This is a genomic window from Halorubrum vacuolatum (genome assembly GCF_900188065.1).
GTDB classification, from domain to species: Archaea; Halobacteriota; Halobacteria; order Halobacteriales; family Haloferacaceae; genus Halorubrum; species Halorubrum vacuolatum.
Genome location: NZ_FZNQ01000028.1, coordinates 1 through 22,054, shown reverse-complemented (window position 1 = coordinate 22,054; position 22,054 = coordinate 1). Strand labels below are relative to the sequence as shown.

Annotated in this window: 24 protein-coding genes; 6 read left to right on the top strand and 18 right to left on the bottom strand. The window is 56.6% G+C overall.

All coding sequences use genetic code 11. The features are described 5' to 3' along the window. Both CHB65_RS15330 and CHB65_RS15325 read right to left on the bottom strand, forming a co-directional pair. Complete coding sequence (locus CHB65_RS15330) at positions 1 to 873, bottom strand: sulfurtransferase (protein ID WP_089385906.1); 873 nt, start codon at positions 871 to 873, stop codon at positions 1 to 3. Positions 874 to 1,511: 638 nt separating this feature from the next. Beyond that, positions 1,512 to 1,925 carry a CopG family ribbon-helix-helix protein gene (locus CHB65_RS15325; RefSeq protein WP_089385905.1) on the bottom strand — a complete coding sequence of 138 codons (414 nt, stop codon included), beginning with the start codon at positions 1,923 to 1,925 and terminating at the stop codon, positions 1,512 to 1,514. Between the two features lie 277 nt (positions 1,926 to 2,202). Here CHB65_RS15325 and CHB65_RS17935 point away from each other — a divergent pair, with 277 nt between their 5' ends. Next, a complete protein-coding gene (locus CHB65_RS17935; protein ID WP_281251574.1) occupies positions 2,203 to 2,337 on the top strand; it encodes a hypothetical protein in 135 nt (44 codons plus the stop codon). Positions 2,338 to 2,397: 60 nt separating this feature from the next. On the opposite strand, the gene CHB65_RS15320 is transcribed toward CHB65_RS17935, so the two are convergent. The 4 genes from CHB65_RS15320 to CHB65_RS15305 are packed head-to-tail and all read right to left on the bottom strand — an operon-like array spanning position 2,398 to position 6,060. After that, complete coding sequence (locus CHB65_RS15320; RefSeq protein WP_089385904.1) at positions 2,398 to 3,078, bottom strand: cobalt-factor II C(20)-methyltransferase; 681 nt, start codon at positions 3,076 to 3,078, stop codon at positions 2,398 to 2,400. Then, the gene (locus tag CHB65_RS15315; RefSeq protein ID WP_089385903.1) at positions 3,075 to 3,629 is read right to left on the bottom strand and encodes a MogA/MoaB family molybdenum cofactor biosynthesis protein; all 555 of its coding nucleotides are present in this window, start codon (positions 3,627 to 3,629) and stop codon (positions 3,075 to 3,077) included. The genes CHB65_RS15320 and CHB65_RS15315 overlap by 4 nt, the downstream gene beginning before the upstream one ends. After that, complete coding sequence (locus tag CHB65_RS15310) at positions 3,626 to 4,843, bottom strand: CobW family GTP-binding protein (RefSeq protein ID WP_089385902.1); 1,218 nt, start codon at positions 4,841 to 4,843, stop codon at positions 3,626 to 3,628. Before CHB65_RS15310 ends, CHB65_RS15315 begins: the two co-directional genes overlap by 4 nt. Positions 4,844 to 4,851: 8 nt before the next feature. Continuing rightward, positions 4,852 to 6,060 (bottom strand): GTP-binding protein, encoded by a 1,209-nt coding sequence (locus CHB65_RS15305; protein WP_089385901.1) that lies wholly within the window; start codon positions 6,058 to 6,060, stop codon positions 4,852 to 4,854. Between the two features lie 100 nt (positions 6,061 to 6,160). Between CHB65_RS15305 and CHB65_RS15300 the strand changes: the two genes are divergently transcribed. Beyond that, entirely contained in the window at positions 6,161 to 6,571 is a 411-nt protein-coding gene (locus CHB65_RS15300) for a CopG family ribbon-helix-helix protein (RefSeq protein ID WP_089385900.1), read from the top strand. Positions 6,572 to 6,609: 38 nt separating this feature from the next. Here CHB65_RS15300 and CHB65_RS15295 read toward each other — a convergent pair whose 3' ends face one another. The 7 genes from CHB65_RS15295 to CHB65_RS15270 form a co-directional block, all read right to left on the bottom strand. Continuing rightward, on the bottom strand, positions 6,610 to 7,203 hold the full coding sequence (locus tag CHB65_RS15295; RefSeq protein WP_143420456.1) for an ATP-binding protein: 594 nt from the start codon (positions 7,201 to 7,203) through the stop codon (positions 6,610 to 6,612). Positions 7,204 to 7,485: 282 nt separating this feature from the next. Continuing rightward, complete coding sequence (locus CHB65_RS15290) at positions 7,486 to 8,649, bottom strand: metal ABC transporter permease (protein ID WP_089385898.1); 1,164 nt, start codon at positions 8,647 to 8,649, stop codon at positions 7,486 to 7,488. Further along, positions 8,646 to 9,389 (bottom strand): metal ABC transporter ATP-binding protein, encoded by a 744-nt coding sequence (locus tag CHB65_RS15285; protein WP_089385897.1) that lies wholly within the window; start codon positions 9,387 to 9,389, stop codon positions 8,646 to 8,648. The genes CHB65_RS15290 and CHB65_RS15285 overlap by 4 nt, the downstream gene beginning before the upstream one ends. Before the next feature lie 61 nt (positions 9,390 to 9,450). Continuing rightward, complete coding sequence (locus CHB65_RS15280) at positions 9,451 to 10,803, bottom strand: metal ABC transporter solute-binding protein, Zn/Mn family (RefSeq protein WP_218818968.1); 1,353 nt, start codon at positions 10,801 to 10,803, stop codon at positions 9,451 to 9,453. Between the two features lie 108 nt (positions 10,804 to 10,911). Further along, positions 10,912 to 11,850, bottom strand: coding sequence for a hypothetical protein (locus CHB65_RS15275; protein ID WP_089385895.1), 939 nt, complete (start codon positions 11,848 to 11,850; stop codon positions 10,912 to 10,914). A 249-nt stretch (positions 11,851 to 12,099) separates the two neighbouring features. Further along, on the bottom strand, positions 12,100 to 12,225 hold the full coding sequence (locus tag CHB65_RS18100) for a DUF7511 domain-containing protein (protein ID WP_449404580.1): 126 nt from the start codon (positions 12,223 to 12,225) through the stop codon (positions 12,100 to 12,102). 116 nt (positions 12,226 to 12,341) lie between these two features. Continuing rightward, complete coding sequence (locus CHB65_RS15270) at positions 12,342 to 13,607, bottom strand: FAD/NAD(P)-binding protein (RefSeq protein ID WP_089385894.1); 1,266 nt, start codon at positions 13,605 to 13,607, stop codon at positions 12,342 to 12,344. A 102-nt stretch (positions 13,608 to 13,709) separates the two neighbouring features. Between CHB65_RS15270 and CHB65_RS15265 the strand changes: the two genes are divergently transcribed. Together CHB65_RS15265 and CHB65_RS18095 are read left to right on the top strand one after the other, a co-directional pair. Further along, on the top strand, positions 13,710 to 14,978 hold the full coding sequence (locus tag CHB65_RS15265) for a GTP-binding protein (RefSeq protein ID WP_089385893.1): 1,269 nt from the start codon (positions 13,710 to 13,712) through the stop codon (positions 14,976 to 14,978). Beyond that, the gene (locus CHB65_RS18095) at positions 14,978 to 15,187 is read left to right on the top strand and encodes a DUF7511 domain-containing protein (RefSeq protein ID WP_089385892.1); all 210 of its coding nucleotides are present in this window, start codon (positions 14,978 to 14,980) and stop codon (positions 15,185 to 15,187) included. Before CHB65_RS15265 ends, CHB65_RS18095 begins: the two co-directional genes overlap by 1 nt. Before the next feature lie 97 nt (positions 15,188 to 15,284). On the opposite strand, the gene CHB65_RS15255 is transcribed toward CHB65_RS18095, so the two are convergent. Further along, positions 15,285 to 16,601, bottom strand: a complete 1,317-nt coding sequence (locus tag CHB65_RS15255) for an RNA-guided endonuclease TnpB family protein (RefSeq protein WP_089385891.1) — start codon at positions 16,599 to 16,601, stop codon at positions 15,285 to 15,287. Between the two features lie 43 nt (positions 16,602 to 16,644). On the opposite strand from CHB65_RS15255, the gene tnpA reads away from it, so the two are divergent. Together tnpA and CHB65_RS15245 are read left to right on the top strand one after the other, a co-directional pair. Beyond that, on the top strand, positions 16,645 to 17,043 hold the full coding sequence (tnpA, locus tag CHB65_RS15250; protein ID WP_089385911.1) for an IS200/IS605 family transposase: 399 nt from the start codon (positions 16,645 to 16,647) through the stop codon (positions 17,041 to 17,043). An 85-nt stretch (positions 17,044 to 17,128) separates the two neighbouring features. Beyond that, positions 17,129 to 18,397: an RNA-guided endonuclease InsQ/TnpB family protein gene (locus tag CHB65_RS15245; protein WP_089385890.1), complete on the top strand. Its 1,269-nt coding sequence runs from the start codon at positions 17,129 to 17,131 to the stop codon at positions 18,395 to 18,397. Between the two features lie 264 nt (positions 18,398 to 18,661). Here the strand turns inward: CHB65_RS15245 and CHB65_RS15240 are convergent, their stop codons facing one another. From CHB65_RS15240 to CHB65_RS17080, 4 genes are all read right to left on the bottom strand, one after another. Beyond that, entirely contained in the window at positions 18,662 to 19,183 is a 522-nt protein-coding gene (locus CHB65_RS15240) for a GNAT family N-acetyltransferase (protein WP_089385889.1), read from the bottom strand. A gap of 276 nt (positions 19,184 to 19,459) precedes the next feature. After that, positions 19,460 to 19,795: a transposase gene (locus CHB65_RS17655; protein ID WP_218818967.1), complete on the bottom strand. Its 336-nt coding sequence runs from the start codon at positions 19,793 to 19,795 to the stop codon at positions 19,460 to 19,462. After that, entirely contained in the window at positions 19,776 to 21,230 is a 1,455-nt protein-coding gene (locus tag CHB65_RS15235) for a transposase (RefSeq protein ID WP_218818966.1), read from the bottom strand. Before CHB65_RS15235 ends, CHB65_RS17655 begins: the two co-directional genes overlap by 20 nt. A gap of 100 nt (positions 21,231 to 21,330) precedes the next feature. Beyond that, complete coding sequence (locus tag CHB65_RS17080) at positions 21,331 to 21,954, bottom strand: transporter permease (RefSeq protein WP_143420455.1); 624 nt, start codon at positions 21,952 to 21,954, stop codon at positions 21,331 to 21,333. Between the last annotated feature and the right edge of the window lie 100 nt (positions 21,955 to 22,054).

Genomic DNA, 22,054 nt, shown 5'->3' with positions numbered 1-22,054 from the left:
CTACTTCCCCGTCTCTATCGGCGCACCAATGAGATTGCCCCACTCGGTCCACGAGCCGTCGTAGTTCTTGACATCGTCGTAGCCCAGCAGCTCGTGAAGGAGGAACCACTCGATCGACGAGCGCTCACCGACACGGCAGTAGGTTATGACCGACCCATCACCATCAGCTCCAGCCTCGTTGTATAGCTCGCGGAGCTCGTCTGTACTCTTAAACGTCCCATCCTCGTTCAGGGTGGTCGCGATCGGAACGTTACTCGCACCCGGAATGTGTCCACCGCGCTGGGCAGTCTCGTTGAGGCCCTCGGGTGCGATGACCTCGCCGGAGAACTCCTCGGGTGAGCGAACGTCAATCATCGGAATTTCCTCCTCGATGGCGGTCTCAATGTCGTCTTTGTACGCGCGGATACGTTCGAACGGTCCGCTCGGCTCATACTCGCGGGGGGTGAAGTCGGGCGCTTCGGTTGAGAGCGGATAGTCGTTCTCAACCCAGTATCCCTTTCCGCCGTCGAGTACCCGGATGTCGTCGTGGCCATAGTACTTGTAGATCCAGTAGCCGAACAACGCGAACCAGTTTGGAACACGCCCACCGCCGTACACTACGATCGTTGTGTCGGCGTCGATCCCGGCCTCACCGTTTCGCGCCGCGAAATCCTCTTTTGAAACGATATCGCGCTGCGTCTCATCAGTGAACACCGCATCCCACTCGAAATTCAGCGCACCTGGTATGTGACCCTCCCCGTAGGGAGTATATTCCGACTCGTCGGTGACGGTCGGGTTGTTGATCTCAACGAGTCGGTAATTGGAGTCGTCGTCCTGAAACGCGTCAAGATTCGATTCGATCCAGTCAGCCGTGACAAGTACATTCTCGGACATCACTCTAAAGAACGTTCTTGACGGGATTTGAACCCACGCTACTGTTGATCATTGCCGGTATCTCTGACGCGATTGTAGCCCGATCGACAGGTGTCCAGATATCCCTCACAGAGGCTTATCATCCCGATCTGCTCCTGAGATCGGTTCCGAATAGTGACCTTGTTGACATTCCCCCACCTGACAGGGCGTCAATAGAAAGCAAGGCGTTCTGGTTGCCTGCCAGACGAAGTCTGGCGACGAGGATTCCACGAAGTGGATAATTCAGGTTGCGCGTTTCCTCGGGTTCAAGTACGCTTTCGCGTGACCCGTTGACGGTTGCCACCGAATTGTGACCAACGGTGTGCGTTACAGCGCGTGTAGAGCCCTGTCAATGGGGCCTTCCTCCCCGCAACCTGCAAGCGACCTCAGAATCAGAGATTCTGATGGGTTGCACAAAATCGAACGTCTTGTGAACGTCAAAAACGACTGACTATCCAACCAGCGAGGGTGTACGGTTCGCGTCACCTCTTGTGTTAGGCTGGGGAGGCTCTGTTGAAATCCTCTAGCAGTGATAGATCTCAAGCGTCGTGCGAGATATAGTGGTTGTATGGAGCACCGAGTAATGAGAGACTTCGGGCGCAAATCGATCATCGTTTGTCTCACTCGGAGTAACCATCCAAGTCCGAACGGGATTTGATGAGGAGCACCTTTACTCGCCCAACAGCATCAAAATCTCGAAGTCGGTAAACGAGTTGTCGAACGCGAGCGGCCTCCCCACGACAGAATACCGTTTCGAGACACCAGCTCCCTTCGTGCATATGGCTCGTTGTTGTGATAATATCCTGAAAATCGTGTTGGACATTGTGCAGTTCGCGAATTACTTTCTCATGTTCGTAATCGAATGCGAGAGTGGTTGCCACCTCACCGGATACCTCTTCAAGTTGGATGTGCGTCTCGATATACTCGTACATCGCTTCTCGCACTGCCCGTGACCGGGAGTCAAGCCCTTCTTTGTTCCACGTTTCGTCGAATTCTGTAAGGAGCGCCTCCGGGATATTGAAGCTCGTACGCATCTCTTAAGTCTGAATACAGGTTCTGGTTGCCAGCGCAAGGGTGTTGTGGTCAACATTACACGGCTTCCAGTCAGAACAATGGACAGATCGGCCGCAACACCGGCTAGTGCTCACGTGGAATGGTTGTGTCCTCTTTCGAACGTGTCTGTTCATACGCACGGTGTTATTAATTCTGAGACAGAATTATTCAGAATTGCCAAGGAATAGCGTTTGTTACATAATTCCCAGATCCGTGCTAACAGCGCTTTTGAGCCCTCTCACACAAGAGCAGAGTGCAATGTGCCACTGCTTCCAGGACCTCGAAAACATGACCGATGAAGAGCGTGCGGAAGTGCTCGACGAACACTCAGCGGAGGAGCTTCGCTCTGAATACTCCAGTGACGAACTCGAACAGCTCGGTATTGCTGCGTAGGCGGAAGTAACCTATTTGGGCGAGACGTTGGACAGGACGCAAGGCGTGAGCCAACGGACGTTACTCAAAGAGGGATGCCGGTCCCTCGATCGCCTCGGGTTTTTCAGCATAGGCGATCGTATAGTAGTCTCGCTCAGTCAGTTCGTCTGCGTCGTCGGTGATTGTTGATTCATACTCTTTCATAAAGAGTCGTCGCCCGTAGGTCACCGCATACCCCGCCTCCTGGAGCTTCTCATCCGTTGCAGGCACGTCTGTCACCTTGAACAACACAAGACGATTGGGACCAACCGGTGCCTCCCCATCGGGTGCTTCTCGTAGCGTCAGCTCCGCTCCAGCCGGGATTTCGACATCGAGGGCAGTAGCGAAGGCCGTCACTGCCGACACACCCGGAATAATTTCCAGTTCCACATCAGGATGGAACCGATCAAGGGTTCTGCGCAGGTGACCGAAGGTCGAGTACACGTTTGGATCGCCCAGAGTGACGAAAGCAGCTGTCCCATTGCGGGCCGCCGGTGCAACCTCGGAAGCAGCCTGCTTCCATGCGCGGCGGAGCTGTTCTTCGTCGCGCGTCATCGGAAATTCGAGGTCGTCCAACTGCTCGCCATCAACGTATTCGGCGGCAACGCCTCGCGATAGCCGACCCGGCGTGTACACCACGTTCGCCGATTCCAGTATTTTGCGGGCACGCACGGTCACAAGGCCAGCATCTCCCGGTCCGAGACCGACACCGTAGAGGGTCACGGCTCCTCCACGGTGTGTCTCGTCGCCAACCCTGCGAGATGCGGTGCCTCCGGCAGTATGAGTTCCGTCATTCCGGTCCGAACAGCCGCACGACTCCCCGGAAGACAAAAGATCGGTGTTCCAGCAACAATGCCAGCGATAGCTCTCGAAGCCATCGCTCGGTGGCCGATCTCGTCGTAGGAGACGTTCCTGAACAACTCGCCGAAGCCCGGTATCTCCCGTTCAAAGAGCCCTTCACAGGCAACCGGTGTCACATCATCCATTGTCATCCCGGTGCCGCCCGTCGTCACGATACAGTCGACATCTCTGCGGTTCGCGAGCCGATCAACGGTTCCGCGAATCGTAGCAAAGTCGTCGCTGACGAGCGTTCGTGCCGTCACACGACCACCTGAATCAGCGACGAGTTCGGCAGCGGTATCGCCGCCTGGATCGCTGCTCGGGTCACGCGATGACGAGACGGTGACGATCGCGACATATAATGGATCGATAACATCATGTCCATCTTCGTCAGTACCACGACGGCCCTCCGTTGAGACCAAGTCGTCCGTCATAGTCGGAGTTCTTCTCCCTCACGCGTCGGAAACGGGTTCTCGATCGTATTCTCCGTCATGTCCGTGGCTTCAAGCATACACTCATCAAGTGCGTTGATGATACTCTGTGCATCCATTTTTTCTCCGATCAGAACGATTTCGGTTTTTCGATCACCGTATTCGTGGTTCCAATCAGGTGATCGGGATTGTCGATAGTACTCCTGCTGATCCTCGGATAATGAGGCGATCCATCGGCCTGCAACCGTAATGTGAGTCTCTTGACCGGCACGCGAGAGTGTCAACGCTTGGTCTGGACGCCCGGCCACATGCAGATAGCCCTTGGCTCGAACGACGCTCTCGGGCATTGTGTCTAAGACAGCGACCAGTCGTTCAGGATGCATCGGACGCCGCTGTCGATACATGAACGACTCGATTCCGTACTCCTCGGGTGGATGCACGTGATCGTCAGATCCGTGATCATGAGTGTGATTAGTGTCACTCTCGTGGTCGCCATCTCCATCAGTCGCGTGTGCTCTGTGGTGTTCGAGTGCCCGTTTCCAGCTCGGTGACCCGGAGACGGCTTCGAAATCGAAACGATCCGTATCGAGCACGTCTTGGGGCTTGACCTGGCCGAACGAACTCGTGAGCACCGTGGACTCGGGCTGTAACGTTTTGAGCGTCTTGACCACGTAGTCCAGTTCCGTGTCAGTGACGAGATCCGTCTTGTTGATTACGAGCGTGTCACAGAATTCGACGCCTTCGACGATGAGATCCGAGAGCGGTCGTGTACCGTTCTCAGTTTCAGTACGTCGGGACACATCTCCCTCACTAAACACGTCGTAGAACTGCCGTGCGTTGACGACTGTGGTGACGCTGCTGAGGTCATAGAATGTCGAAGCGTGGCTCTGAACAAACTGCCGGGCAACCGGTGCGGGCTCGGATATTCCCGACGGTTCGACGAGGAGATAGTCGAACTCCTCTTGCAGTGCGAGGTCAATGAGTGCCTGTTCGAAGGCTCCCTGGATTCCGCAGCAGATGCAGCCGTTCGAGAGTTCGACGACCTCCTTTTGATCATCGATGCGCCGCTCAATGAGATCCGCATCGACGTTCACCTCTCCCATTTCGTTGATAATAACCGCCGTATCGTAGTTGTGCTCACCGGAGAGGACGTGATTGAGCAGCGTGGTCTTGCCGGCACCGAGCGTTCCGGAAAGTACCGTAACTGGAACTCTCATTGCTACGCTCAGTCGTCCGCAAGCGCCAACTCTCGCTGGTCTTCAAGACTGAACGGATCGGGATACGTATTCCAATCGTCATCCATCTCGGCATCGCTCAGGAGACAGTCTTCGAGCCACGCTTCCAACTCCGCAGCCTCGAAGTCACGACCGATGAAGACGAGTTGGACACCACGGTCACCCCACTGGTCGTCCCAATCGTCTTCGAGCCCCGGAACGGCTTGGAAATAGCGCTGCTGTTGCTGTGCCGGAAGGTTCGCGATCCACTGGCCTTTCGGGCCTGCCCGGACCGATTGACCGGCTTTGTCAAGCCCCATAGCGACATCTTCGCGACCGGCCGACCAGAAGAAGCCCTTTGCGCGAATGACTGCTGAGGGGAGGTGTCGGAGCAACTTCTCGAATCGCTCCGGGTGGAACGGGCGATCGGCGCGGAAGACGAACGATTCGACCCCGTGTTCCGCTGCCGCATCGTCGTGATGGTGGCCTTCCTGCAGTTCGTGTTTCCAGCCAGCGGAGTTCTGTGCCTCCTCAAAGTCGAATCGACCCGTTTCGAGGATCTCCGCGGGGTCGACGCTGCCGAACTCGGTACGGATGATCTTTGCACGTGGCTGGAGGACCTTGAGTACCGCTTCGATCTCATCGAGTTCGTCGTCGGGAACGAGATCACACTTGTTGAGCAGGAGCACGTCGCAGAACTCGATCTGATCGAGCAGCACCTCTTCGGGGATACGATCGGTTCCCGCGGCCGGGTCGTCGCTTGTAAGCGTCTTCCCCGAATCGAACCCTTGGTACATCGCGTGTGCGTCGACGACCGAGACCATCGTATCGAGATGGTAGTCTCCAGTCGGGTCGTACTCTGCGTGATCAAAACCGAGCGCAAACGTCTGGGCGACCGGGATAGGCTCGGAGATCCCTGAGGATTCCACGAGCAGATAGTCAAACTCGCGATTCTCGACGAGTGCACCGACGGCGTCGAGCATATCACCGCGCAGTCGACAACAAATACACCCGTTAGATAACTCGATGATCTCCTCGTCGGCTTGTGATAGCTCCGACTGCTGTTCAACGTGGTTGGCGTCGATGTTCACCTCGCCCATGTCGTTGACGAGGACGGCGACCTCGTAGCCGTGGTCTTCGGTCAACAGGTGATTGAGCGTGGTCGTCTTGCCGGCACCAAGCGCACCCGAGAGGACAGTGACTGGAATAGTCTGACTCATCAGTTGGTGTTATGAACTACAGAGACAAAATTGTTTGTTATTACGAAATCTCTTGTAGGTCATAATAAAGCATATCCCGCTGGAGGCCGATCAATGCTATATGCCAGTCGTCAGCGTCTCAATGCCGGAATCGCTGTTACAAGAACTCGACCAGTTCATCGAGGATCACGGATATAGTGGTCGCAGTGAGGCGGTTAGGGAGGGCACGCGTGGATTGCTCGGAGAGTTCGACGACGTGGAGTATGAGGATCAAGACATCATCTGTATCATCACAACGATGTTCGACCATCACTCGGGTGCGGAGGCGACGCTCTCGGAGCTTCGCCATGCGAACCATGACCTCGTCACATCGAACGTCCACAGCCATGCGGGGAGTGCCTGTCTTGAGCTGTTCGTCGTCGAAGGACGTGTGGAGGAGATCAGCTCATACGTCTCCCGCCTCCGTGCCATTGATGGGGTGCAGACCGTCGAATATTCGGTCCTCACGGCGGATCACTCCGTGCTGGCCTAGGGGGAGCCGCTGTGTGTTCAGGACGATATCACTGGTTCTCAAGGCATACGGGCCAGCACGTGACCGTCATGATAGGTGCAGTTACACCCATAATACGCCGTCAGATGACCGGCATTCTCGAACATATTCATAACCGCATCCGCCTGTGATCGGTCCGTGACCTCGACGTTGACGACGGATCGTCGTCGTGCTTCAAGGGCATCAAGTGCGGCATCAGGTTCTAACCGGTCGGGCTGAAGCGCTTCGATGAGGACCGCTTCGACGGTCCGGTCTTCGAGCGTGGGAATCTCATCAGCCTCCATCGCTCGGGGGATAGCCGCGTCTTCATACACGTATTCAGCCACTTCCGGACCATCGAATGCCCGGATCAGTTCACGATCCGCCTGCCGCATACGTGTCACGATCAAAAAGAGATCAGTGTCGTATCCGGTGGCGATCTCCTCGTAGGCTGACACGGTATCGAGCGTATCAGGAGTAACGACGACGAAAGCGGTATCCAGCGAACCGACACATCGATCGAACGGCTCCGGCCCGGCGTCTGCGTCGACGACCGTCCACTCAATATCGAGTCCGGAGCGGTCTGGGGTCCCTCGATCCGACTCGCTGTCGACGAACGCTCCAGCTGATCCCAACACCGATACATGCGTCCGATCTGCAAGCCGATCCGCCACCAACGTGGCAACAGTCGTCTTGCCGCTGCGGTGCGCGCCAAAAAATCCGATTCGTCGTGCTGATCCGTCCGTAGCTGATCGTCGATCAAGGGGGTGTAGTTCCATCTAGCGTTAACAACTACACCACCCGAATTAATAATATTTACTTCCAAGTTGATAAGACCGTACCAAGGATTGAGGCCTTGTCGATGATCGCCGGAGGGACAACACGCCGTCACGGCAAACGGAACGGGCGCCTTCGGATCAGTGCATCGATATCGTCGGGACCGATCGATTGGAAACGACGATCGCAAGAACGTAGATACCGATAGCGATCATCACGATCGACCCGCCGGGAGGAAGGGACGCAACGACGGAAAACACAAGCCCGATGAAGGCGGAGATCTGTCCGAAAATAATCGCGAGCACCACCGTCTCCCGGAAACTGACTCCGATTTGGGAGGCCGCGGCTGCCGGCACGACAAGCATCGCTGCGACAAGGATCACCCCGAGGATCTGCATCGCCCCCACCACCACGACGGCCGTCATCACCACGAGAAGGGTGGTGTATCGTGTGACCGGAAGTCCGGCCACCCGTGCGGCCTCCTCATCGAAGGTAATGAAAACGAACTGCTTGAAGTGGACGACGACGATGACGGCGACCAACACGCTGATCAGGGCGATCAACCGCGCTCCCTGTGTCGTCACAATGGCCAGACTCCCGAAGAGAAAGCCCTCGATATCTATCGATATCGGCGCGAAGTCGCGACTCCAGCTGATAAGTAGTGTCCCCATCGCGAAGCTTCCCGACAGAACGATCGCAATGGGTACGTCCCCATAGCTGTCCGAATGTTGGCTCAGCCATTGCAATCCGAGTGCCCCGAGTGCGCTCACGACCAGCGCGACGAACAAGAGCCCACCCTGTGAACCGAGGTCCACGAACACCAAACTTCCCGCCCAGCCGGTGAACGCGACAACCACGACGCCGGCGGCAACGCCGGCAAACGCCGTATGTGCGAGCGTCTCACCGATCAGGGCCATCTGTTGGTGGATCAGGAACGTCCCAAGAATGGGAGCCACAAACCCGATAAGCAGACCGGCCGCGAGGGCACGCCACGTGCTCCCGAAGCTGAAAACGATAGTCCCAAACCAGAAGTCAAGCCACTGTCCGACGATGAGATACTGATCATAGAGTATCGACATCCCCCCAATCGATCCCCGCAGCCACTCCGCGAGGAGAAAAAGCACCATTACCGCGGTCAACAACCCAAATAGACCTCCCGCGACAGCCTCAACCCTGCCACGAAACCGACCGGTACACCGGCCGGCCGCTGTATCGACACCATCCGTGTCAGTAGCTCCCGTACCGGCGTCCGTGTCGGTGGCGACGGTACCGCCATCCGCGCCGACTGGCTTGTCGCTACTCATGAGTGGTCGTGGTGGAGGATGCCGTGGTGTTTGCCGTACGCTTCGGTCAGGGCATCGCTTTCGAGGAACCTGGCCGATTCGCCGTGATAGTGGAGCGTCTGGTTGATACACGCCACGGTGTCTACGTGGGTCGTGATGATGTCAAGGTCGTGCTCAATAAGGACGATGGTGATACCCTCCTCGTTTAGTTCCGAGAGCAACCCGTAGAACGCTTCCCTGGAACTCGCATCGACGCCGACGGTCGGCTCATCGAGCGCCAAGAGATCCGCTTCGGAGGCGAGTGCACGGGCGATGAACGCCCGCTGGCGCTGCCCACCTGAAAGACGGTCGATCCGGTGCCCTGCGAGGTCGGCGATGTCGACCCGCTCTAACGCGTCGTCGATAATCCGGCGATCGGAGGACCGTAATCTCCGTCGGCCCCGGTGGGCGTAGCGACCCATCTCGACGACCTCTGCAACCGTCATCGGCATCGCGACATCTTTGTCCGTCGATCGCTGGGAAACGTATCCGATCCGTTTGGCACTGGAAAACTTGGCGGTTGGCTCCCCAAACAGTTGGACCGTTCCACGATCCGGCTGTAGTAGCCCAAGCATCAGCTTCAATAGGGTAGTCTTGCCGGAGCCGTTCGGTCCGATGAGGCCGATGTACTGGCCCTCTTCAATCCTCAGGCTCACGTTTTTAACTGCAAGCTCGGTGTCGTAGCCGAACCAGACGTCCTCCACGTCGACGACTGTCGTCATTTCGAACCAGTACGAAACCCTAGCGGACAGCGGTCCTCGTTGAGGGTGTGAATGAGCGTGATCATTCTGCTTTGAGCGCCCGCCGGAGGGATGGAAGGTTGACCTCCTCCATCTGTTCGATCCAGCCATATCCCTCCGCTTCCCAGTTGGGAGTCGTTCCTTCAGCCGGACTCAACGGCAGTGCCTCTTCCGCACGGGTTTCTTCGAGCAGGACCGTCGCCGCTTGGGGGATATCCTCGTCAGGGTTCGGTGCCTCGAACGGGTCGAAGAGTATTGTGTCGATGTCGTGTTCCTCGACGGTTTGTGCCAACCGGGAGACGTCCTCTAACGATTCGGCAGCGTCGGGCGTCACACCAACCGGGGTCTGGAGCTCGAATCCGTACCGGTTTTCGACGTACTGGAACGAGTCGTGGCTGGCGAAGACGGCGACATCCAACTCCGCATTCGAGACGAGTTCCTCGAAGGCGCGGTCGACGTCATCAAGCTTCTCGATGTACTCCTCAGCGTTCGCACGGAACGTGTCCTCGGCATCCGGCATCACCGTCGCGAACTCGTCGGCGAGCAGTTCCACCACCGCTTTGGCATGCACCGGGTCGACCCAGATGTGTGGATCATAGAAGGCGTCCACCTCGATGGCTTCCGGCTCGTCGACGGTTATCACGGTTGGCTCCGCAGCGGTGTCGAACACCACCTCGTCGTCGGCGCGGAGCTCGAAGACGATGAGCGTCTGCCCGGTTTCGATCCCGCGGAATTCGATGTCTCGGCCGTCCACGTCGATATCAACGACACCATCGGGTGCCCCGTCCTCAACTCGAGCGTCAACCTGAAACTGCTCCTCCTCACCGAGCGGTGGCACGTTTCCGTCGGTGTCTTCCACATTGATCGACACTACTTGACCCCCATCGACTGGCACGTCCGGGACGCCGCCATGCCAGTGGTCATCATGCCACCAGGCGGCGACCTCATCATTGTGAATCAGTTCGAACGTGCCGACTCGAAAGGTAGACGGGTCGAAATCCGCATCCATATCGGGGTCCGGGAGCAGCTCATCACCTCCGGTGAACGAGAGCAACTCCGACTCGGAGACCGCACCCATGGCGTCGATGAGCGTGATTTCCAAGTCGTCGTCGTTGGCGAAGTCATCTGCGACGTCGACAGCCCACTGGAACTCGGGTGTCTCTAGGTAGACGAAGAGGTCGTTCTGTGCGATCTGAGGCACGATGTCCCCGTCCGGGTCCCAGCCATGTCCCATTTCGCCGACTTCGACGGGTGTGTCGAACGCCATTACGTCCCCGGCGACGTGGTTGCTCCAGTCTTGGAGGGTGAAGAACGCTGCCGATCCGGCGTGTTCGCCGTCTCCACCAGCATCCGTGGGACTCTCTAGGCATCCACCAATGGTTGAGGATGCGGCCACGGCTCCTCCGGTGGCGAGTAGTTTCCGACGTGTGAATTCCATGTTGATTGTATACCGATTTGGAGGGTTGCTTACTGCACGATGCGGTCGCGATTCTCAGTGTACACCTTACTCGACGGTGACGCCGATCGGATCCGTCTCGAAGTCCGCGTGGTCGTCATGCCAGAGCTGGAAGACCACCTCGGTCTCACCCGCCTCCTGACCGATGATGTGGACGTGGTCACCGTGGAAGTCGAACTCGACGATCTCGTCTGCACCGTCCGCGAGCCGGACTCGGAGCTCGAAGTCGTGATCGAGATCCGCCTCGTTTCCTTCGTCGTCGGTGAATACCGCTCCCAACGAGACGTTATCCTCGACCGGAACGGTCGGCAATTCGCCGTGCCAGTGGTCGCCGTGCCAGTCGGCGACTTCCTCGTGCGGATCCGGTGCCCTGTCGAGGATTTCGACGTCCGAGACGTGGTGGGCGTCGAACGACTCGCGCTCCTCGTCATCCGCTTCCCCGACTTGGACGGCAAGCGGTTCACTCTGGTAGTCGGCGTGGTCGTCGTGCCAGACTTGGAAGACGACCTCAGTCAGACCTTCTTGCTCACCGATGATGTGGACGTGGTCGCCGTGGAAGTCAAACGAGACGACATCTTCGTCGGCACCGGAAGCGATCGCCGCCCGCATCTCGTACTCGTCCCACAGTTCGATTTCGTTATCATCTTCATCGAAGGCCTCGGCTCCGATCGAGACGTTGTCGCCCACGGGAACCACTGGGAAGTTGCCAGACCCGTGCCAGTGGTCATCGTGCATATAGGCGATCTCCTCATGTGGGTCGTGTGCACGATCCAGCAGCTGGAATATATAAATGCCGAGCGTGTCGAAGTACCCTTCTCGATCGTCATGATCATGATCGTCGTGATCGTGGTCATCATGATCGTGATCATCGTGACTGTGATCGTCGTCTTCGGGCTCCGGATCTGCCTCGTCAGCACACCCGGCCAAGGCCGTGACGGTAAGCACTCCAGCACCGCTCAGGATGAGTTCGCGTCGTGATCGGACCATACCGATACAATGGCGTGCCCAGATAAAAGCGTTATTATATTCAGATATTTTTTTACTAACCTTGGATATTTACTGGGTAGGAGTTGCTAACGTCGATTCAACAGCTTCTCTCCATGAGGTACTCGTACAGGGTCCTCTGAGAGTTCGGGAAGTGGCCGACGTGAACTCCATCGGACCCAGCAATAGATGTCTGAGAGCATCGAACACTAGGGGAGATCGACAGTCCACACTCCACCTCCCACGTTCGCTTCATCGACACTTCTTCAGGGCACGAAACGAGCCTTCATTGGCACGGATCCAGGCGTCCGTCCGCTGTGGAGCCACGGCAGTCGGCGCAAATAACGTGCATATCTCGATGTCGTCTCGATATCGCATGATCCCAAGCAGTGTTGACCTGGGGCGTTCTCGTGGATCGATAGTGGATTCCGTCGGCGAAGGGGTCGTATCAGTCATTGTGCGACCGTGTTGGAGTGTTTCCGTACGCTGTCGACTCAGTGTGCCACCTCGGATCGGCGACCCTCCTTGCTCGTCTCATCGGACGTGGAACGATGACGACGCCTGATAGCCGCGGAGATCCGATCGCCTGCTCGCCATGCACCGGGGATGTTTGAAGCGTACGGACCGACCGTTCCGAGCGCAAGCGCCCCGGTGACGTACAACGGAACGGATCGATCGGTGTCGGTTTGCCACGCGAGTGTCCCATCATCAAGGACCGGCATCCCCCGATAGCCCCGTTCTAGATCGAGTGTGTCGGCCACCCGTTCGACGAACGGATGGTCGAATACCGATTCGAAGCCGGTCGCGAGGACAACCTGATCGCCGATGAGTTGTAACCCGCAATCGAGCGAGAGCTGAATACGCCCGTCTCGCGCCGTCGCTGACTCGACCGCTTCCTGTGTCAGCGTGAGGGTGCCGTCAGCCTCACGCTTCTCGAACTCGGCGTAGAAATACGGAGGCACGGTCGCGGTGTTCCGTGCCTCTCTGATACCCTCGAACCGATCCCTCGATCCCGGCGGATGGACGTGAAGCTCATCTTGGACGTACGACCAGTTGATCCACGGGGGGGCCGCCTCCGAGACCTCCCACCTGAGCGGGTGACGCGAGAGAAGCACGACCTGTTGCGTCTCACTGAGGTGACAGGCGAGCTGTGCGGCTGTAATCCCGCCACCAACCACGATGGTCCGGTCGGCATCCGGATCGGGAGTAAATCCGTTCCAGACGTGATCGATACCGTCGACGTTGGTCGCCCAGTCCGGACACCGATACCGACCGCCATGGCCGATCGCTATCACACAACTGTCCGTCTCGACCGGGCCGGCAGTCGTCTCAAGCCGAAGCCCCTGCGTTTCAGGCCGTTCATGAATTTCCTCCACCGCCGCTTGATAGTGAAGCGATTCGAGGTCGTTCCGTTCGATGACGTAATCCGAGTGGTCTAAAAAGAGGTCGAGTGACGGTCGTGCGGGGTAGTTGACCGTCGGGACGAGTTCGTCTTCGCGTCCGTTCGCTTTGGCGAAGCTTTCGAGCCCGAACGGTTCGATCCCGATGTGATGGACAAACGTCGATCGGAGACTGTTCATGCCACAGGTAGTCGCCCGTGCACGAAACGAGGCTAAGAGTCGCTCATGGGGATCGATTATGCACACATCTGATCTATCGATGGGCGTCTCATCAAGCAGGCGTTGGACGAGATGCGTTCCATGAATGCCTCCGCCGATGATCGTGCAGCCGAACGTCCGAGGTGAGATTTGTGTCCTCATGGGCTCTGTCGAGTGAGTGTCTGAATTCAGCCATCACAAATTAATAAAGTCTTTGATAAAGATAATAAGATATAACATACACAAGCTCATATTTGCTAACGCATGCCCGGAGAGACCACACCCGTGACAGTGCTGTCGGGGACCCTTGGTGCCGGAAAAACGACGACGCTCAACCATCTCTTGCGCGAGAGCGGTGAGTTGGATCTCGCCGTCCTCGTCAACGACATGGGCGAGGTGAACGTCGATGCGGACCTCGTCGCTGAATCATCGGACATCTCCGCCGAAGATGAAGAGCTGATCGAACTCTCGAACGGTTGCATCTGCTGTGAACTCCGCGGTGACCTGCTGGACGCGATCGGCGGACTCACGCGGGATCGGGAGTTCGACGCCATTATCGTCGAGTCGACGGGCGTCGCCGAACCTCTCCCGGTCGCACAGACGCTCACGCTCGGGTTCGATCAGTCAGACCTCGACCCGACGGAGTTCTACGAGGAGACGGGGGTCGAACCGCTCGAAAACTGTCATCTCGACACGACGGTGACGGTCGTCGACGCCCACCAGTTTCAGGAGGCGATGGAGTCGGACGAGATCCTCGACGACGATGGGACTGAAAAACACCTCGGCGACCTTCTCGTCGAACAGGTGGAGTTCTGTGACATCCTCCTCCTGAATAAATGCGACCTGATCGACGAGGCAACCCTGAATGAGATCGAGGCGACGCTGGAGATCCTCCAGCCCAGAGCCGAGATCATCCGGACGACCCACGGCCGCGTCGACCCCGATGACGTGATAGCCACCGGTCGATTCGACTTCGAGGAGGCGAGCCAGTCGGCCGGCTGGATACAGGAATTGAGAGAGCCCCACGCGTCGGCCGAGGAAGAACACGGCGTCACCTCGTTCGTCTTCGAGGCCCGCCGACCCTTCCACCCCGAGCGGTTCGCCGAGCTGCTCGATGCGTTCCCGAAGCCTGTGGTCCGATCGAAGGGCCACTTCTGGCTCGCCGGGCGTGAGGAGCGAGCCCTCATGCTGAACGTCGCCGGTCAATCGATCCGTGTCGCCCCCGCGGGTAAGTGGATCGCAACGCTCCCACCCGAAGAGCGCGAGGAGCACTTCGAGGCGTATCCCGATCTCAAAGAGCTGTGGGATGACGAATGGGGCGACCGCGGCAGCCAGCTCGTGTTGATCGGCACCGAGATGGACCACGACTCGATCCGCGACCACCTCGAACTGTGCCTCCTTACCGAGGAGGAGATGGAGGCCGACTGGAACACGTTCGACGACCGGTTCCCCACGTTCGAGGAGCCCGAGGCGATCGAGGATGCTGAGGCAGGTGAGCACGATGGACAAGAGGAGATCGGTCTCGCAGATTGATGCGCAAAGGCTCGAACGACCGCGTGACGGACACGGACCCATCAGCAAGCGTCATGCAACTGGATCCGATGTGTCTCGCGATCGTCGAAGCGAGGGAGTCGGGCCCTGACCTATGTACAATCTACTCGACTGCGTCCGAAGACTCGCTCGTGACGACATGGATATCGGCTCACGAGGGGTCCTACTGCGCACTTGAAGATTACAGATAATCACCACAAGATCAGAATACACAATGTCAACCACATTCCAAACGGCAGGTAAACAACCACGGGTCAGGTGACCCGTGGCTTTTGTAATTCCCTCAGCCTACGTCGTAAGCACTCCACGCGAAGCGATTTCGCGGGATGAGGATGGGCGGTTTACAGAGCGCCCCGACCCAGACAGGCTCACCTTCCGAACAAACGGTTGGGTTTTGCGAGTCCGGTAATTAACTGATTCAACGTCTACACCAGCGTGTTTCGCCCACGATCGCCACGCCACATTCACGCTCGCGTTTCGATCAGCGTGATCTTGCTGAACTGCACACGAGTCGTTCGTACACCGAAACCGCCGACCTTGGCGGTAGCCACGGTGTCCACAGCACGAACACGACTTCGAGTTGTACGGCGACTCAACCGTCTCACACGGAATCTGATTCCACATTGCTTTGTATCGAACTTGTTGCTCGAACTTGTGGAACGGCAGTTTGTGCAGACGACGGTTCATGTACGTGCCGTACTTGATGGCGTCTCGAATCCCGCTCAAGTCCTCGAACACGATGACCGGGTTTGAGAACTGTTGGGCAAACTCCACCACGACTCGGGACATTCGGTGAAGAATCCACTCGGTGTAGCGTTCTTCTTTTTCACCGAGTTGGTTGTGGATAGAGTGTTGCCCATGTTCTTGACAGCGTTTCGTGATGGTGTGGTAGCGTTGGCGTTCGGCTTTCACCGAGCCGTAATCAAGCACGAGTGTTCCGAGTGTGTCCATCGTCTCACGGTTAAGAGCGGTGAGAGCGATGTTGCGTTCGTTAATATCGACGCCGACGAGTGTGTCAGCGTCTTCGGGTTCAGGCACTTGAACTTCTGTTTTGACCGTGACGTGTAGGTAGTACACGCCATCTCGGTACAGAAGCTCGGCCTGTCCCAACGACCACTCCTCTTCGGTCAAGGCTGCCTCGATGAGGTTGAGGTCTTCTTGTCTCCCTCGAAGATGTCCTCTCACCTTCTTGTACGGCTTCGGACTCACACGAAACCTAAGACGGTCAGTTTCGTCATTGTAGGTGAGGCGGTACCCTTCGCTGTGTGCCATGACGAGTGGGTAGGCTCCTTTCTTGTCTGTGGCTGGTGGCGACGGTTTTCCAACGTTGGTGTCGTCTTGGTCGTACCACCAGTTGAGGAGTTCTTTGTAGGAGTCCCACGCTTGCAGGGCTTTGCCGACGACCGCGCACTTGTTGTTCCGAAGGAAGTCGTCGCGGTCAACCTCGCGTTGAATCTCGGTCTTGTTGTAGCCTTGTTGTTTGAGTCGGAGTGTGTCGTTGGCGATGTCTCGTGCGGTGTAACGGGCATCTTTGAGCCACGACCGCTCACCAGACTCTATGCAGAGTCGGGTGCGTGCGGTCTTCGTGACTTCTTGGATACCCATATCTTGACTATCGTATCAAGTGATGATAAAAGTAGGGATTATGGTGGAAAGTTACAGGAGTCATGCACATTCGATTAGTTTGTGTAAATATCATTTCGTGTGGTGCCCGAAGTACCGGCACGAGGTGTTGGAGTTAGTTCAAGACGAACTTGCGGAATTGTTCCAAGGAACTGCTGAACGGTTCGGTCACGAGATTGTGTCCAGAGAGATTGCCACCGACCACGTTCACTTGTTCGTCGAGGCCGACCCGAAATGGAGTCCTGCCGAGATAGCGAAGCAATTCAAGGGCTACTCGGGACGAACGATTCTCAAGCGTCACCCCGAGATCAAACAGCGGTACTTCTGGGGAAGTGGTCTGTGGAAGGACGGATACTACGTCGGAACAACGGGTGCAGTTTCTGAGGATGTGGTTCGTCGGTACATCGAGGAGACTGAACATTAGGCAAGCGTACGCGATTCACCCACGGGTCAGGTGACCCGTGGAACTCTCGCTGTTCCCTTTAGACCGAGAGACCAAATAGACTACGATGGCAAGGCGAACCAACACCTTCGTCGTTCGACCGCGCTCCGAACAGGACGCGGAGTTGCTACACGAACTGTTGGACGCCTCTGCCAGTCTCTGGAACGAACTCACCTACGAGCGCCGCCAGAACTACTTCGACGGCAACAGCATCTGGGACACCGCCGACTACCGCAAACAGTACGTCGACGTTCTCGGAAGCGCCACCGCTCAACAACTCATCCGCAAGAGCAAGAGCGCGTGGAAATCGTTCTTCTCGCTCAAAGAGAAGGGCGAACGCTGTTCTCCCCCCGGCTACTGGGGCAACGAGGAGGACGGTCGAACACTCCGCACGTACATCCGCAACGACCAGTACACGTTGGAGATGGGCGACCGCTCACGCCTCGAAATCCCCGTCGGGAAGGAACTCAAAGAGAAGTACGACCTCGGCTACGCCGAGCGCCTTCGTCTCGAAGTGGCGGGCGTTCTGAAGTGGGGCGGCAAACAGGGTCGGTTGGAACTGTACTACGACGAGTCCTCGAACCAATTCAGGGCCTTTCAGCCAGTCACCGTGGACGATTCTCGACTGGATACACCACTGGCTTCGGAAGAAGCCGCTCTGGATATTGGGGCGAACAACCTAGTCGCCTGTACGATCACCACCGGCCAACAGTACCTGTACGAAGGGCGCGACCTGTTCGAGCGGTTCCGCGACACCACGCGAGAAATCGCCCGCCTACAGTCGAAACTCCGCGAAGGGCGCTACTCCTCGAACCGGATTCGACAACTGTACCATGGTCGGACGCGACGGCGCGACCACGCACAGAACGCGCTGGTGCGCGGCCTTCTCGAACGTCTGTACGACGACGGGGTTTCGAGGGTGTACGTCGGGGACTTAACCGACGTACTGGAAACGCACTGGTCGGTGCGGGCAAACGAGAAAACGCACAACTTCTGGGCGTTTCGCGAGTTTATCGACCGGCTCGCGTGTACCGCCGAGGAGTACGGCATCACAGTCGAAGTCCGATCGGAGGCGTGGACGAGTCAGACGTGTCCGAACTGCGGTTCCACGACGGACACGATTCGCCACCAAGACACGCTCACATGTTCGTGCGGGTTCGAGGGTCACGCCGACCTCGTTGCAAGCGAGTCGTTCCTGAGACGGCACACAGACGCAGACGTACCAAGGCCGATGGCACGGCCCGTGCGATTCGAGTGGGACAGCCACGAATGGCTGGAGTCACCACACTCTCCTCGTCCCAAAGAAGTGCGCACAGACCGGAGTATCCACGGATAGGAGAAAGTCGCTCGCAGCAGGGGTGGCGCTAATGCCAGACCCCGAACGTGAGGATTCCCGCGCCTTTAGGCGCGTGGAGGATGTCAAGAAATCACTGTACTGCACTCATGCGCTATATCCAACAGTAGCAAAATAACGTATCAGGAATCCATCCGACTTCGAGTTATGGACAGAACGCGCGAATACAGCACGGGATGAAGCTCGGTCCCGAACACTAGTGATCGGTCAGCACAGGGGCTCCATGTTTCAGTGAACGAATGGATGTTAGATTTTTATCGTATAGATATCTGTGGGATATTGAGTTCCTCCGATCTCGTGCGTAGTTGTATCCGTCCGTTCGAAACCACGGGCCTGATAAAATTGGTGTCCAACCTCGTTCCCCGAGAGCATTTCGAGGCGTACCGCGTCGACGTCATCAGGAAGGGATTCCATCCCTCGTTCTAAGAGTGCCGTTCCGATGCCACTACCCCAATAATCCGGATGGACATAGATAGCTTTGAGTCCCGCCTCTTCGTCGCCCACGAACTCCTTTGTCTCTGCATCACCCCACCGGAAGTCCGCAAATCCTCGAACGGCTTCTTCGTCGTCAACGGCTACCAGAATCCCGTCTCGGTTTTCGCGCAACCAGTCGTGCCACTGTCGAATCTCTTCTTCTGACGGGTCAACCGTCTGTTGTTGAATAATCTCTGTTGGGAGTAGGTCAGCGTACGCTTCCCGCCATGCCAATCCTTGAACCCGAATGATTCCGGCGGTGTCTTCCCGTCCGCCTAACCGTCGAACGTTCATGTACAGTATTTGTCAAACTCTTTTATAATTATGTCGCCCGGAAAGGAATTCGATTGTCTGACTCGATAGCTTCGCAGGCGCGTTCTTGCGGCTGATTCATCGCAGACAGTTTTGGAACAAACAGAGTCGGTCTGCTGTATTGATCCTCTGACGGCACAGGAGAAAGGGGTGTTCCGCAGGGAACACCCCGAGTGAGTTCTTCCAAGAGATCTATTGAGTCGCTTACCAACTCGATGAAACCAGCACTCGGGCCGAGAAAAAATCCTTCTATTCCGGTTATCCGGCTGAATGCTCCTGCTTCGCCTCCGATTCCAGGAATCGTGAGGCTCGCTTGAGATTCGTCCCGATAGCTTTCGCTATCGACGCGTTCTTCACCTTGATCGTCCCTGTGAACCGTGTTTTCTCCCCGTCCTGGTGATACACCTCATTGACCAACGACTCAGCTCCAGCGCGTAAGTTCAGAAACTCCTTCTCTGCCGGATCGTCCAACCGCTTGCGTCGGTGGGCGAGGGCTAATTTTCGCTCGTAGAAGCCGTAACTGTAGAACTCCTCTTTCTCCTTGACGAAACAGGTCTCCTTGTGTGGACAGCCTTCACAGAACTCTTTGCCCATTCGTCCTGAGATACGACCACTCTCGGGCATGTATCGCTGCTCGAATGGTTGCGTGTCCGGCAGGACACGCAACCATTCGATGCTCATCCCACTCTGCTTCTGCTAGGGACAACTTCTCCGCAGGCGGGGGCTGCCCCGTTAGTCCTGTGAAGTGCTGCGTGATCCCGTGATCACCGCAGCACGCCTCCACTTCTTTGTGCATGTAGCCGCCGTCGACGAGGAGATCAGTTAACCCGGTCTCTTCTGGCAATTCTTGGACGTCTTCGGCTAACAGGTCGCCATCGACTGTATTGTTCGTGTCAACGCGAACCGTCGTGATCAGGCGAAACGGGTTTTCCGCATCACAGGTCTCGGCGACGTTCGCTTTATACCCGCAGTACGACTCACCGCCCTTCCGGCGGTGAGTCGCGTCCACGTCATGCGGATTTTGTATCGAACCGCTACTGATCTCCTCAGGTTCTTTCAGCCCAACGCGATCGTGCTCGGGACCGTCCTCGTCGGGCTGAGCTGGCTCATCGGTCGCCTGCTCGTGGCTTGGCTCACCGTCGCTGGATGTGAACGTTCTGAGTGGTTCCCATCCCGGTGACTCGCCGTCACCGGGATGGTCGTTATCGTCGTCTTCACCGTGCTCACGGCGATCATCTTCGAGTTCAGGAATGCGGTAGCACTGTTCGTCGAGGACTTGCTGGAGATGAGCAAAGCTCTCCAGTTCAGCATAGTTTTCCTCCGCTTCGAACGCGTCGATTAACCAGACAGCGTGCTCGATGAGCGTTTCCATGGTTGAGCCAGCCTCACCTGGCTCCAGTTCATAGGACAGTTCCAGGTTCTCCGTGTCGGCGAATTCGTCTAGACCAGCCGGAAGTTCCTGGACGATCTCCCTGACGAGATCGTCCAGGAAGTTGTGAACGACTTTAGCGATGAGGTCGATTCGAGAGAGCTGCTTAACGTTAGCCTCGATAAACGTTGAATCCATCCGCTGGGTGCTGGCGTCAATCTCGAACTCGTCTTGGAGGTAACTTCGGTGATCCTGGAAAACCTCGTGCAACAGGTCCCGACCGGTTTCTTCCTCGTACTCCATCAACCGCTGGCGGAAGTTCGTGAACGTCTTCGCACAGATATTGTCGCCGAGTGTCTCTTTACCCAGGGCGTTTCGGACGCGAAAATCGAACAGATAGGCATGTTCGAGCTGCTTATCGGACAGTCCAAGCAGGTGCTTGATAATCTCCAGCGAAACCAACTCGTTGACTGGCTTGTTCGGACGGCTATACCCGCCATGGTATAGCCGTCCGAACGTTCTCTCATCTATCTGAGTGAAGACGTGTTCGTAAAAATGGGTAGACCAGTGATTTCGCAGTTTCTTCTTCGGTCCAGCAGGAAGGTCTTTGACGGGCGAAAAGAGCTTCTCCTGCTGATGTTCGTAGTTTTCCCTAAACACATTTTCACCCAGTTTAGCAACTAATCGAACTGAAGTAACCTATAGCTATCGCATATAATCTCGCTAAGTTTTGCAGTGCCTACCTGTGACCAATGAATCGTCAAAAGGGACTCCTTTTTACTGCGCCCTCAGTTAATGAATCAACAATACCGATAATAACAATGTTTGGCAAGAACGCAGTCAGAATTCCGACAGACCCGTAGAACGTGGCGAACAATGGCCCGAAGAACAGGCCAAGACGTGCACGACGAGAATCAAACATTGACCCTATTTCTAGTAAAATTGGTGCAAGGATCAGTACCCGAACGAGGGACGAAGGCACCATCACGGCGAATAACAAACCGCCGAAACAGAAAATAATTAGCAGACGCTGATAGATTCTAACCGGGTCAGCCCCCTCAAAGTTAGGAGTGCATTTGTTTTGTTCGTTCGTTTTTGCGAAACAGGGCTGATTTTCGCAGGACACTACTGATCTTTCCTCAACCCCTGTTGCCGTCCAAGCGAGTAGCCAATTCTCTATAGCTTGGGGTAACTTACTACGATGAATTCCCTCTCCAACAATGAGTCCAAATACAATTAACCACAGAACTGGTTCGGCGAAACCATCGAGTGCGAGTTCCGGAGAGAAAACCAAACCAATCAGCCCGATTCCGAGGAGACCAGTGAACCATGGCGGAACCGGCGTGGCAATCCAGAAGACGATGCAGGACAGCGTAATGCTCAAAATCCTGCTCTATTGAAAATGCGGTACGGGAGCGGGATCATAGTGTTTTGGCGAGCTTTTTGAGGTTGTTGAGGGCGAATGAGAGGATGATCTCACGGAA